Genomic DNA, 12,836 nt, shown 5'->3' with positions numbered 1-12,836 from the left:
TGATTCAAGCGTTGGGGCCTTGCTTGCAAGGCGAAGGGCTTGCCCCTGTGCCGTGATAACGGCTGATCTTTCGCTTTGCGAGCAAAGCTCCAACGGGAGCTTTGCTTGCAAGGCGAACGTCCCGGGCCCGGCATCCCCTTACAGGCTGCGCTGATTAACCCGTTTCATCAGTTCTTCGGCGCTTTCCTTACGCTCGGAATAGCGGTCGGTGAGATAGTCACTGCGGTCGCGGGTCAGGTAGGTGAACTTCACCAGCTCTTCCAGCACATCGACAATACGGTCGTAGAAGCCGGAGGCTTTCATGCGATCGTTTTCATCGAATTCCAGAAACGCTTTCGGCACCGATGACTGGTTGGGGATGGTGAGCATGCGCATCCAGCGGCCCAGCACCCGTAGCTGATTCACCGCATTAAAGGACTGCGATCCGCCGCACACCTGCATCACTGCCAGGGTCTTGCCCTGGGTGGGGCGCACTGCGCCCAGCGACAATGGAATCCAGTCAATCTGAGCTTTCATGATGCCGGTCATCGCGCCATGCCGTTCCGGCGAACACCACACCATCCCCTCACTCCAGGTCACCAGATCGCGCAGCTCCTGCACCTTGGGATGGCTGGCATCCTCGCTGTCCGGCAGCGGCAGGCCATCGGCATGAAACACTTTCGGCTCCGCGCCCATGGCTTCCAGCAGGCGAGCCGCTTCCTCCACCACCAGACGGCTGAAGGAACGCTGACGCAGCGATCCATACAACAACAGGATGCGCGGTTTATGGGTAGACGGCTGATCCCGGAACACGCTGTCGGTAGCGGGGACCTGGAAGCAATCGTTATCGAGGTTGGGTAGATCTTTCATCGAAGCTCTCATTTTTTGTAGGAGCCCATGCTTGCATGGCGAAGGGTTCTGTTTCCTGAAAGCAGGTATGAATCTGACAGACTTTCGCCATGCAAGCATGGGCTCCTACAGGATTACGCAGGATTTTCTTCGAACCAGTGCGAGGTACGATTCACAATCGCTACCAGCGTCAGCATCACCGGCACTTCCACCAGAACGCCCACTACGGTGGCCAGCGCCGCACCGGAGTGCAGGCCGAACAGGCTGATGGCCACGGCCACCGCCAGCTCGAAGAAGTTGCTGGTGCCGATCAGGCAGGCGGGGCCGGCCACGTTGTGTTTCAGCCGCAGGCGACGGGCCGCCCAGTAAGCAATCACGAAGATGCCGTAGGTCTGGATCAGCAGCGGGATAGCGATCAGCACGATGGCCATGGGTTTGGCGAGGATGGTTTCCGCCTGGAAGCCGAACAGCAGCACCACCGTGGCCAGCAGCCCCATCACACTGATCGGCTTGAGGGCAGCAACGAAGCGTTCCACTTTCGCCTCGCCCCCTTTAGCCACCAGCATCTGGCGGGTGAGGAAACCGGCAATCAGCGGCAGCACCACATAGAGCACCACGGACAACAACAGCGTATCCCAGGGAACGGTGATGTCACTGACACCCAGCAACAGGGCCGCGATGGGGGCAAAGGCGAATACCATGATGATGTCGTTCACCGACACCTGTACCAGGGTGTAGTTGGCATCGCCCTTGGTCAGGTGACTCCACACGAACACCATGGCGGTACAGGGAGCCACGCCCAGCAGGATCATGCCGGCGATGTACTCGGTGGCGGTCTGTGGGTCCACCCAGCCGGCGAACAATACCTTGAAAAACAGCCAGCCAAGCGCCGCCATGGTGAACGGCTTGATCAACCAGTTGATTGCCAGAGTGAGCAGCAACCCCCGTGGGTTCTGTCCTACTTTCTTGATCGCGGTGAAATCAATCTGGATCATCATCGGGTAGACCATCACCCAGATAAACACCGCCACCGCCAGATTCACGTGGGCGTACTCAAACGCTGCCACCGCCTGAAACAGAGGCGGTACTGCCAAGCCCAGGGCGACCCCGGCAATAATCGCCAGGCCCACCCAGACGCTCAGGTAACGTTCGAAAAACGGCATCAGTGGTCCTCCATGTCCCGATGGATCTGCTCACCGCAGGCCACCAGGCCTTTGCCGTTGAGGTCATCCAGCGAAACGTCGAACAGTGCCTGCAGACGACTTTCCAGTTGCTGGTAGGTAGCCTCAAAGGCCGCAGCAATCTCCTCGTCCGTGCCTTGCGCATGAGCCGGGTCCGGCAGACCCCAATGCAGTTTGGGCACATCCCCCAGCCACACCGGGCAGGCTTCTCCGGCAGCGCTGTCGCAGACGGTAATGATCAGATCGATATTTTCATCGGCCAGATCGTCCATGGACTTGGAGGCCGGGTTGGCCGGGGTAATGCCATGGCGGGCCAGTACCGCCAGCGCCCCGGGATTCACCTGACCAGTGGGATGACTGCCGGCGCTGAGCCCCCGAAAACGGTCTTCGCCCAGGGCATTGATCAACGCTTCGCCAATAATGGAACGACAGGAGTTGCCGGTGCACAGCACCAGAATCGTCATGGGTTGCAGTTGCATATCAGTTCTCGCAGCAGGCAGGGACAGGAAGATTCAGAGACAGGGCCTCGCAGGCCGGTGATACCAGACTTGCCAGCGTCTGTTGGGCCCAGGCAGGCAGATCCGGGTTGATGCGGTAATGCATCCAGGTGCCCTGCCGCCGCGCCACCACCAGCTCACACTGGCGCAACTGAGCCAGGTGCCGGGACACGGTGGACTGCGGCGCACTGACCGCATCCACCAAGTCGCACACACAGACCTCACCCTGACCGTGCAACAGACAGACCAGACTCAGGCGAAGGTCATCGCCGAGGCATTTGCACAGCTGGGTGGGAGTGAGCATGGACGGCCCTGTATTCGTATATTCGGAAATACGGATATTAAAGACGCACGTTGCAAGATGCAAGGCTCAATGCGGGAAGGTTTTGTGACGATGGCGGAGATGAAAAAGGCCGCGCCCGATGATCAGGCACGGCCTTGGAAAGGGCCGTAGGAGCGTCGCTTGAGACGCGAACCTCGCGCAGCGAGGAAATCGCCCGCAGGACGATCAGGGCTGTAGAGCTCCACAGGCCCCATCCATATAAAGGTTATGGCTAGATTGAAGCTCATTTCTCGCGAAGGCTCGGTTCGCGTCTCAAGCGACGCTCCTACAGCGGCTTCGTAGCAGGTTTTGCTCGTAGCTCGCAGCTGCTTATTTCTTCAGCTTGGCTTCGATCTCGTCCACGGTGATGTGGCGTACGTCCTTGCCTTCCACCAGGTAGATGACCTGCTCGCCGATGTTGCGGGCGTGGTCACCGATGCGCTCCAGGGCGCGCAGGGACCAGATGATGTTGAGGATCCGGGTAATAGAGCGCGGATCTTCCATCATGAAGGTCACCAGCGAACGCATGGCGCTGCGGTATTCCATGTCCACTTCGTTGTCTTCAGCGGCGACTGCCAGGGCTTTCTTGGCATCGAAACGGGCGAACGCGTCCAGGGTATCGCGCAGCATGTTGCGCACGTGGTTGCCAATGTGCCGCACTTCCACGTAGCCACGTGGGGACTCGCCCTCTTCCGCAAGCTGCTGGCCCATGCGGGCGATCTTGGCGGATTCGTCACCGATCCGTTCCAGATCGGACACCGCCTTGGTGACGGCAATGATCAGACGCAGGTCGGAGGCCGCAGGCTGGCGCAGGGCCAATACCCGGGTGCATTCCTCGTCGATCAGCATTTCCAGCTTGTCGACCTTGTCTTCCGTCTCCAGCACCTTCTGGGCCAGGTCGGAATCCGCATGCAGCAGCGCCTGCAAGGCATCCACTACCTGCTTTTCCACCAGGCCGCCCATCTCCATCAGGTTGTTGCGGATGGATTCCAGCGCCTCATTGAACTGGGTTGAGCTGTGCTCACCAAAATGCATGCGATCCATGATCTGTATTCCTCCGAGCGGCGCTTAGCCGAAGCGCCCGGTGATATAGGCTTCCGTCAGATCGTGTTCCGGTTTGGTGAACACGGTCTCGGTGTCATTCATTTCCACCAGGCGACCCAGGTGGAAGTAGGCGGTGCGATGGGATACCCGCGCGGCCTGTTGCATGGAGTGGGTGACGATGGCGATAGTGTAGGATTCGCTCAGCTCGCTGATCAGCTCCTCGATCTTGGCGGTGGCAATCGGGTCCAGCGCCGAGCATGGCTCATCCATCAGCACCACTTCCGGGCTCACCGCGATGGTCCGGGCAATACACAGACGCTGCTGCTGACCACCGGACAGGCCGGTACCGGACGCATGCAGGCGATCTTTCACCTCGTCCCACAGGCCGGCCTTGCGCAGGCTGTTTTCCACGATCTCATCCAGATCGTATTTCTTGTTGGCCAGACCATGGATACGCGGCCCATAGGCCACGTTATCGTAGATGGACTTGGGGAACGGGTTGGGCTTCTGGAACACCATGCCCACCCGGGCACGCAGCTCCACCACATCCAGTTTCGGGTCGTAAAGATCCTGCCCTTCCAGATGCAGATCGCCCTTCACCCGACAGATATCAATGGTGTCGTTCATGCGGTTCAGGCAGCGCAGGAAGGTGGACTTGCCGCAACCGGACGGACCAATCAGCGAGACCACTTCGTTCTTGCCGATATCCAGGCTGACGCCATGGATAGCCTGATTATCGGCGTAGAACACATCCACATCACGCAGGCGCATTTTCGGGTTGTCCACAAAGGGCTGACCCACGGTCTGATCGGGATAGGGGCTGTCTTGTGTCATTGCGTCACGCTCGTTAATGGCCTTGTCTTTGGCCGCATCATTGTTGCCCAGAGACGGTTTGTCCAGTTGCTGTGCGGTTTCCATCACTCAAATCCTCGTTACCGGTCCGTTACCAGCGCCGCTCAAGACGCTTGCGCAGTACCACCGCCAGGGTGTTCATGGTGATCAGGAACGCCAGCAGCACCATGATCGCGGCGGACGCCAACGCTTCGAAAGATTGCTCCGGGCTGTCCGCCCACAGGTAGATCTGTACCGGCAGCACCGTGGCAGCATCCAACGGACCAGCAGGCAGATCGACGATAAAGGCCACCATGCCGATCATCAGCAGCGGTGCGGTTTCACCCAGAGCCTGTGCCATGCCGATAATGGCGCCGGTGAGCATGCCGGGCAGCGCCAGCGGCAGCACATGGTGCAGCACCACCTGCATCTTCGATGCCCCCAGACCCATGGCCGCCTGGCGAATGCTGGGCGGGACCGCCTTAATGGCAGCGCGGCTGGAAATAATGATGGTCGGCAACGTCATCAGCGTCAGCACGATACCGCCTACCAGCGGCACCGAACGGGGCAGACCAAACAGGCCGATAATCACCGCCAGACCCAGCAGACCAAAGATGATTGATGGCACCGCTGCCAGGTTGTTGATATTCACCTCAATAAAGTCGGTGAACTTGTTTTTCGGTGCGAATTCTTCCAGATAAATCGCCGCGGCCACCCCCACCGGGAAGCTCAGCACCAGGGTCACGATCATGGTGAACAGGGAACCGAGAATGGCGCCAAGAATACCCGCCTGCTCCGGCTCGCGGGAATCGCCGTAGCTGAACAGGGAACGGTTGAACACCATGTGGGTTTCGCCGGACGCTTCCAGCTCGGCCACCCATTCCTGCTGTTTGGCGTTCAGGCGACTGTCTTCGCGCTGCTTTTCGTTGGCCTTGAGAAACAGGTCCACATCATCATCGGCCAGCAACCACAGGGTGCGGGTTTGTCCGAGCAGGGCAGGCTCCTCACGCAGCATGTCGCGCAGGGCATAACCGGCGCCGGTGCTGACCAGCTGGTTGAGGGCACGGGTGTCCTGGCGACCTTCCACGGTCGGGAAGCGTTCTGCCAGGGCGTTGCGAATCACGCCCTGATAATTGCCGTAGTTCAATTGCTCTTCATCGCGCGGGTCACTGACATCCAGTACCTCGGCATCAAAGGTGATCGGCAACTGGATTTCATGCTCGAAGAACGCGCTATGGCCCTTGCCAATAATATCGGTAAACAGCAACACCAGCGCCATCAGGCCAATGCCGATAGCGCCGATGCCAAAGGCCTTGAAACGTTTCTCTGACCGGTAGCGTCGGGCCAGCGTCTTGCGGACTTTTTCCGTGGTTTCACTCATGTCTCTCTCCGGCTCCTAGTCGTACTGCTCGCGGTATTTCTTCACGATATGCAGCGCGAAGATATTCATGACCAGGGTAGTAATGAACAGCATCAACCCCAGGGCGAAGGCAGCCAGTGTCTTGGCGCTATCGAATTCCTGGTCACCGGTCAGCAGCGTAACGATCTGCACGGTAATGGTGGTCACTGCTTCCAGCGGATTGGCAGTGAGGTTGGCCGCCAGACCAGCGGCCATTACCACGATCATGGTTTCGCCGATGGCACGGGACGCAGCCAGCAAGATGCCGCCCATGATGCCCGGCAGGGCCGCCGGGAAGATCACCTTCTTGATGGTCTCGCTCTTGGTGGCGCCCAGCCCGAGAGAACCATCACGCATGGCCTGGGGCACCGCAGTAATGACGTCATCCGCCAGGGAAGAGACGAAGGGGATAATCATGATACCCATCACCAAACCAGCAGCCAGGGCGGATTCCGACGCCACATCCAGGCCAATGGATTCCCCCATGCCACGAATAAACGGCGCCACCGTAAGAGCGGCAAAGAAGCCGTAAACCACGGTGGGAACCCCGGCCAGCACTTCCAGTGCCGGCTTGGCCACGGTACGGACCCGGTTGCTGGCATATTCTGCCAAATAGATGGCAGACATCAGTCCCACCGGCACCGCTACCACCAGAGCAATGGCAGAAATCAGCATGGTGCCCATGAACAATGGCACAGCACCAAAGGCACCACCGGAAGCCACCTGGTCAGCCCTCAGAGCGGTCTGGGGGCTCCACTGCAACCCGAACAGGAAATCAGTCACCGGCACCTTGCCGAAGAAGCGGATGGATTCGAACAGTACCGACAACACAATGCCCACAGTGGTGAGGATCGCCACCGTGGCGCACAGCATGAAGAGGGTCTGCAGTACCCGCTCCACCTGCTGGCGAGCGCGCAACTGCGGCGACACTTTCAACCAGGCCCAGGCGCCGCCGAACATGCACAGCACGATAATGACCACGGTCAGGGCCATGGCGCTGGTCTGGCGCAGGGCCTGCAGGTTCTCTGCAGCCGCCGCAATGGGGGGCTCTACAAAACCGACCGGGAGAGCGCCGCTGGCCACGTTCTGGATCTTGCTGAGCGTAAGGTTATAGCTGGACGCATCCGTCGGCTGTAGCTCCGCCGGCAAGCCGGCAAGCACCTGCTGGCGGATAATGCTGTCGTCAAACGCCAGCCACAGGCCCAGCACCACCAGTGCGGGAATCGCACACCACATGGCCGAACGCATGGCAAAGTAAAATGGCAGCGAGTGAAGGTGGCGAATCCCCCCAAGAGGACGGGCCAGCGCATAGGAGCGACGAAGCCCCACAAAGTAGGCGCCAGCCACCATCACCACCAGCAGCAACAGCAGGTTTCCGGTTTGCATGTATCACTCCGATCGGATTTGCTCAAACAAGGTCACCGCAATGATCTTGGTGGAACAAACACAGGTTTTTCAGGGGCGAAAAAGCCCGGTGGCAAACGCCACCGGGCCGAAAGCATCCATGCTTCTTGTTATTTCCCTTACAACTCTTCGCCAGTCATGGACTTCAGGCTGCGGGCCTGCTTGGCCATGCTCTTGCGCAGATCATCACCCAGCGGGATCAGGCCTTTCTCGCCCAGGTAACCCTGGTCGCCCCAGGCTTTCTCGCTGGTGAACTCTTTCACGTAGCCTTCGATACCAGGTACCACACCCACGTGGGCTTTCTTCACGTAGAAGAACAGGGAGCGGGATACCGGGTAGTCGCCGGAACCGATGGCTTCGAAGGTCGGCTCAACACCATCCACGTTGGCAGCCTGTACCACACCGCGGTTCTGATCCAGGAAGGAGTAACCGAACACACCGTAGGCGGCCGGGTTCTTTTCCAGTTTCTGCACGATCAGGTTGTCGTTTTCACCGGCTTCCACATAAGCGCCGTCTTCACGAACGCTGCGGCAGATCGCCTTGTACTTGGACTTGTCTTCGCTCTTGATGGCCTTCAGCCAGGGGAAGGTCTTGCAGCCGCCCTCGATGGCCAGTTCGTTGAAGGCATCACGGGTGCCGGAAGTCGGCGGCGGGCCCAGTACTTCGATTTCGGTGTTGGGCAGGGCCGGGTTCACCTCTTTCCAGGTCTTGTAGGGGTTGGCTACCAGCTCTTCGCTGCCATCCGGGTTCGGCACATCCTTGGCCAGAGCCAGGAAGATGTCACGCAGGGACAGGTCGATGTGCTCGCCCTTCACGGAGTTGGCAATCACGATGCCGTCATAGCCAACCTTCACTTCGGTGATGTCCTTCACACCGTTGCTCTGGCACAGCTCGAACTCGGATTTCTTCATGCGACGGGACGCATTGGTGATGTCCGGATGCTGGGTACCCACACCCTGACAGAACAGCTTCATGCCGCCGCCAGAACCGGTGGATTCGATTTTCGGGGTGGAGTTGCCGGTACGACCGAAACGCTCAGCCACCACGGTGGCGAACGGATAGACCGTGGAGGAACCCACGATGGAGATAGTATCGCGGGCCATGGCAGTACCCGGTACGCTGGCCATGGCCAGTGCAGCGGCGGCACCTGCCAGAGTTGCTTTCATCTTGAAGTTCACGGTTAAGCCTCCTAGTTACATGGCACCGGCGCTTGTCAGGTTTGACCCCACCCCGGTTTTGTTCTTGCAATCTTTGCAAACCAGTTCATGTTTCAACACCGCGCATGCTAGAGAGGGTTTGTGACAGCAACATTACAGGATCATTGCGCCCCTGTGATCTGTCAGTTTTGCCCGCAATCCCGTCCGATACACTGGCCCTAACCGGCAGCCCCCGTATAATGCGGGGTTTCGCGGGATGCGTCCGTACCACAGACGGCACCGGGGCCAGTCTCCCGGGGCACAGGTTTTTATGACACAACAACTATTACGCTGGCAGCAACGTCTGACCGGTTTTACCACCCTGGTGGGCCGCAGCACCGCCTGGCTGGCCCTGCTGCTGGTGCTGGGCACAGTATTGGTAGTGGTGCTGCGTTACGGCTTCGGCATCGGCAATATCGCCTTGCAGGAATCCCTCACCTATCTGCACGGCAGCCTCTTTATGCTGGCAATTGCCTATACCCTGGCCGAGGACGAGCACGTGCGCGTGGATGTGCTCTACCAGCGTTTCAGCCCCCGGGGCCGGGCCTGGGTCAATCTGCTGGGCACCCTGTTTCTGCTGCTGCCGGTGTGTGCGGCCATTTTCTGGCTATCGCTGGACTATGTGGTCAGTAGCTGGCGCGAGCAGGAAGCCTCCGCCAATGGAGGCCTGCCCTTTGTCTATCTACTGAAATCCCTGCTGCTGATCCTGCCCGCCCTGCTCACCGTGCAGGCCCTGGCGGAGCTGTTGCGCCACGGCCTGACCTTGCTGGGGGCGGCGCCGCCCGCTCCCCAGGACCACCCCGGGGAGGGCCTGTGATGGAATGGGTTCCCCTGATCATGTTTGTGGTGGTGTGCCTGGTGCTGCTCAGCGGTTACCCGGTGGCCTTTGTACTGGGCGGTACCGCCCTGCTGTTCGCCGTCGCCGGCATGGTGACCGGCACGTTCAGTCCGGCGGATCTGACCTTTGTGCCCAACCGGCTGTTCGGCATCATCGACAACACGACCCTGATGGCGGTGCCCCTGTTCGTGTTCATGGGGGTCATGCTGGAGAAATCGCGGGTGGCGGAAAAGCTGCTGGCCAGCATGGGCCAGCTGTTCGGCGGCCTGCCCGGCGGGATGGGTGTGGCTATCATTCTGGTGGGGGCGCTACTGGCCGCCAGCACCGGCATCGTCGGTGCCACCGTGGTGACCATGGGCCTGCTGTCGCTGCCCACCATGCTGCGCCAGGGTTATCAGCCGCAGCTTTCCACCGGGCTGATCTGTGCCACCGGCACCCTGGGGCAGATCATCCCCCCCTCCATTGCCTTGGTGCTGCTGGGCGATGTGCTGGCCAACGCCTATCAGGAAGCCCAGCTCAAGCAGGGGTTGTGGTCACTGGATACGGTGTCGGTAGGCGATCTGTTTGTCGGCGCGCTGATTCCCGGCCTGATTCTGGTTGGGTTGTATCTCTTGTATGTGGTGGCCATCAGCCTGCTGAAACCGGAGTGGGCGCCCGCATTCAAGACCGATGATGGCGAGCCGCGCGGCTGGCGCCCCCTTCTGGGCGGCCTGATTCCGCCGCTGCTGCTGATTGCGGCGGTACTGGGCTCCATTCTCACCGGCAAGGCCACCCCTACCGAAGCCGCCGGCGTGGGCGCCTTCGGCTCGCTGCTGCTGGCTGCCGGCAACCGGCACCTGAACGGGCAAATTCTCGGCCAGGTGGTGCGCGCCACCAGCCGGGTCACCGCCATGGTGTTCATGATCCTGATTGGCGCCAGCCTGTTTTCCCTGGTGTTTCGCGGTTTCGGTGGCGAGGAAGCGGTCCATGCCCTGTTCGAAAGCCTGCCCGGCGGGGTGATCGGCGCCACCCTGCTGGTGATGCTGCTGATCTTCCTGCTCGGCTTTATCCTCGACTTTATCGAGATTACCTTTGTCGTCGTGCCCATCGTCGGCCCGGTACTGCTAGCCATGGGTCTGGACCCGATCTGGCTGGGGGTAATGATCGCCCTGAACTTGCAAACCAGTTTTCTGACCCCACCCTTCGGGTTTGCCCTGTTTTACTTGCGCGGGGTGGCGCCGCCAGAGGTAAAAACCACGCAGATTTACCAGGGCGTGATACCTTTTATCATTATCCAGCTACTGATGCTGGGTATACTGGCGCTGTTCCCGGAACTGGCCACCTGGCTCCCCGATCAACTTTACGGGTAAATGAACTGCGGCGCGGCAGTGTATAGACTGCAATCTAAACCGGCTCAAAATATTACGGATAACAAACATGACCGATAACACCGACGACATGCCCCAGCCCATCGGCACCCTGGCCATTCAGACCATTGCCATGCCGCAAAGCGCCAACTGGAATGGCGATATCTTTGGTGGCTGGCTGGTATCGCAGATGGATCTGGCCGGTGCTGTCACCGCCCGCAAGAAAGCCCGTGGCCGGGTGGCCACCGTGGCGATTGATTCCATGGCCTTCCTGCGCCCGGTGCCGGTGGGCGCTGTAGTCAGCTGCTACACCCAGTTGCAGGATGTGGGCCGCAGCTCCATGCAGATTCTGGTGGAAGTGTGGATCCGCGAAGACACCGGCACCCTGTCCAAGGTGACCGAAGGGCACTTCACCTTCGTGGCCATTGATGACACCGGGCGGACCCGGGCGGTGCCGAGGGACTGACCGAAGCCTGCCGTTTGGTTATCGCGCCGCCGGCGGCGCTCCTACGGTTGGGGTTCGGTTTTCTGTAGGAGCACCGCTTGAGGTGCGAACCGAGCGTAGCGAGGCCTGAGGATTGAGGTTGGCGCTATTCTTTCCGGAAAGGTCTGTTGGGCACTGAGATCCCTGATCGCCCTACGGGCGATTTCCGCGCAAGCGCGGTTCGCACCTCAAGCGGTGCTCCTACAGCGGCTTCGTAGATACGCCTCTTGAGGCGCCTCCGCTCAACCTTTGGCTAACTCACTACGCACGTTCATATACGACTGCTCAGCCACCGCCATGTACTCCACGGATTCGTCGCGGAACCTGCGGTAGGACTCGTACACCTTGCGCGCTTCGCTGTTGTCGGCCACAAGCGCTTCGATCACCTCGTCGCTGGCCTCCTTCAGTGCCTTGAGGACATCATCGGGCAACCGGCGCAGTTTCACCCCGTGCTTGTTGACCAGCTCCTGGAGGGCCGCGTTGTTCTGGGCGGTGTACTCGTCGAGCATGTCCTGGTTTTCCGACTGGGCGGCGTAACGGATGATCGCCTGCAGGTCCGCCGGCAAGCTGTCCCATACCGTCTTGTTGATGGTCAGTTCCAGAGTCGGGCCCGGCTCCTGCCAACCCGGGTAATAGTAGTACTCGGCGACGCGGTGCAGGCCAAAGGTCAGGTCGTTGTAGGGGCCGACCCAGTCCGCCGCATCAATGGCACCGGTCTGCATGGAGGTGAACACCTCGGCACCGGGCAGCTGCACCGGCGTGGCACCCACCTTGCCCAGCACCTCTCCGGCGAGGCCCGGCATACGCATCTTCAGACCCTTCAGGTCCTCCACGCTGTTGATTTCCTTGTTGAACCAACCCGCCATCTGGGTGCCGGTGTTGCCACAGGCAAACGGCTTGAGATTGAACTGAGCGTAGAGATCGTCCCACAGTTTCTGACCGCCACCATGGTGCAACCAGCCATTCATTTCCTGGGCCGTAAGCCCGAAGGGGACGGCGGTAAAGAACGGCGTGGCCGGGTGCTTGCCTTTCCAGTAGTAGGCGGCCCCATGACCCATCTCGGCGCTGCCCTGGCGCACCGCATCGAACACTTCAAAGGCCGGCACCAGTTCCTTGGCGCCATAGACCTTGATCTTGATACGCCCGGCAGACATCTCTTCCACCCGCTTGGCAAAGCGGTTGGCGCCAGCCCCCAGGCCGGGATAGTTCTTCGGCCAAGTGGTGACCATTTTCCATTCGTAGGTCTGCTGTTCGGGCTTTTTCTTTTCCGGCTGCGTGCCGGCGGCAGCCTGACCGTCCACGGGCGGGCAATCTTTCTGTTCGCAGCCGGCCAGCGCCAGGCCACCCAGCCCCAGACCCAGGGCGGAAACAAATTTACGACGATCCAAGGTAGTTCCTCCGATAAAGGGCGGCAGCACACTGCCGCTTTCGGGTTATTTTTCTCGCCGAATGCCTGAGGCAGGACG

The 12,836-nt window shown here is 60.2% G+C and carries 13 protein-coding genes; 3 read left to right on the top strand and 10 right to left on the bottom strand.

The window, feature by feature from the left end; translation table 11 throughout:
* Positions 1–138 precede the first annotated feature (138 nt).
* The 9 genes from arsH to B3Q33_RS07180 form a co-directional block, all read right to left on the bottom strand.
* Positions 139–849 carry an arsenical resistance protein ArsH gene (gene arsH, locus B3Q33_RS07220; protein WP_035249726.1) on the bottom strand — a complete coding sequence of 237 codons (711 nt, stop codon included), beginning with the start codon at positions 847–849 and terminating at the stop codon, positions 139–141.
* 113 nt (positions 850–962) lie between these two features.
* Positions 963–1,991: an ACR3 family arsenite efflux transporter gene (gene arsB / locus B3Q33_RS07215; protein WP_035249723.1), complete on the bottom strand. Its 1,029-nt coding sequence runs from the start codon at positions 1,989–1,991 to the stop codon at positions 963–965.
* Positions 1,991–2,488 carry an arsenate reductase ArsC gene (locus tag B3Q33_RS07210; RefSeq protein ID WP_273009157.1) on the bottom strand — a complete coding sequence of 166 codons (498 nt, stop codon included), beginning with the start codon at positions 2,486–2,488 and terminating at the stop codon, positions 1,991–1,993. Before B3Q33_RS07210 ends, arsB begins: the two co-directional genes overlap by 1 nt.
* Position 2,489: 1 nt before the next feature.
* Positions 2,490–2,810 (bottom strand): metalloregulator ArsR/SmtB family transcription factor, encoded by a 321-nt coding sequence (locus tag B3Q33_RS07205; protein WP_273009159.1) that lies wholly within the window; start codon positions 2,808–2,810, stop codon positions 2,490–2,492.
* 348 nt (positions 2,811–3,158) lie between these two features.
* Positions 3,159–3,875 carry a phosphate signaling complex protein PhoU gene (phoU, locus tag B3Q33_RS07200; protein WP_035249717.1) on the bottom strand — a complete coding sequence of 239 codons (717 nt, stop codon included), beginning with the start codon at positions 3,873–3,875 and terminating at the stop codon, positions 3,159–3,161.
* Between the two features lie 21 nt (positions 3,876–3,896).
* Positions 3,897–4,790, bottom strand: a complete 894-nt coding sequence (pstB, locus tag B3Q33_RS07195) for a phosphate ABC transporter ATP-binding protein PstB (RefSeq protein WP_273009161.1) — start codon at positions 4,788–4,790, stop codon at positions 3,897–3,899.
* A 25-nt stretch (positions 4,791–4,815) separates the two neighbouring features.
* The gene (gene pstA, locus B3Q33_RS07190; RefSeq protein WP_272962785.1) at positions 4,816–6,084 is read right to left on the bottom strand and encodes a phosphate ABC transporter permease PstA; all 1,269 of its coding nucleotides are present in this window, start codon (positions 6,082–6,084) and stop codon (positions 4,816–4,818) included.
* A gap of 15 nt (positions 6,085–6,099) precedes the next feature.
* Entirely contained in the window at positions 6,100–7,488 is a 1,389-nt protein-coding gene (pstC, locus tag B3Q33_RS07185; RefSeq protein ID WP_273009163.1) for a phosphate ABC transporter permease subunit PstC, read from the bottom strand.
* Positions 7,489–7,625: 137 nt separating this feature from the next.
* A complete protein-coding gene (locus B3Q33_RS07180; RefSeq protein ID WP_273009180.1) occupies positions 7,626–8,672 on the bottom strand; it encodes a substrate-binding domain-containing protein in 1,047 nt (348 codons plus the stop codon).
* Positions 8,673–8,973: 301 nt separating this feature from the next.
* Between B3Q33_RS07180 and B3Q33_RS07175 the strand changes: the two genes are divergently transcribed.
* The 3 genes from B3Q33_RS07175 (at position 8,974) to B3Q33_RS07165 (ending at position 11,352) form a co-directional block, all read left to right on the top strand.
* The gene (locus B3Q33_RS07175; RefSeq protein WP_272962788.1) at positions 8,974–9,519 is read left to right on the top strand and encodes a TRAP transporter small permease subunit; all 546 of its coding nucleotides are present in this window, start codon (positions 8,974–8,976) and stop codon (positions 9,517–9,519) included.
* Positions 9,519–10,889: a TRAP transporter large permease gene (locus B3Q33_RS07170; protein WP_272962794.1), complete on the top strand. Its 1,371-nt coding sequence runs from the start codon at positions 9,519–9,521 to the stop codon at positions 10,887–10,889. The genes B3Q33_RS07175 and B3Q33_RS07170 overlap by 1 nt, the downstream gene beginning before the upstream one ends.
* A 67-nt stretch (positions 10,890–10,956) precedes the next feature.
* The gene (locus B3Q33_RS07165; RefSeq protein ID WP_035249705.1) at positions 10,957–11,352 is read left to right on the top strand and encodes an acyl-CoA thioesterase; all 396 of its coding nucleotides are present in this window, start codon (positions 10,957–10,959) and stop codon (positions 11,350–11,352) included.
* Positions 11,353–11,612: 260 nt separating this feature from the next.
* Here B3Q33_RS07165 and B3Q33_RS07160 read toward each other — a convergent pair whose 3' ends face one another.
* Positions 11,613–12,758, bottom strand: a complete 1,146-nt coding sequence (locus B3Q33_RS07160) for a TRAP transporter substrate-binding protein (protein WP_273009165.1) — start codon at positions 12,756–12,758, stop codon at positions 11,613–11,615.
* Positions 12,759–12,836 lie beyond the last annotated feature (78 nt).

It is taken from the genome of Alcanivorax sp. UBA3183, assembly GCF_002364155.1.
GTDB lineage: Bacteria > Pseudomonadota > Gammaproteobacteria > Pseudomonadales > Alcanivoracaceae > Alcanivorax > Alcanivorax jadensis.
Note: the sequence above shows the minus strand (reverse complement) of the source record. Positions and strands in the feature narration are given on the sequence as shown.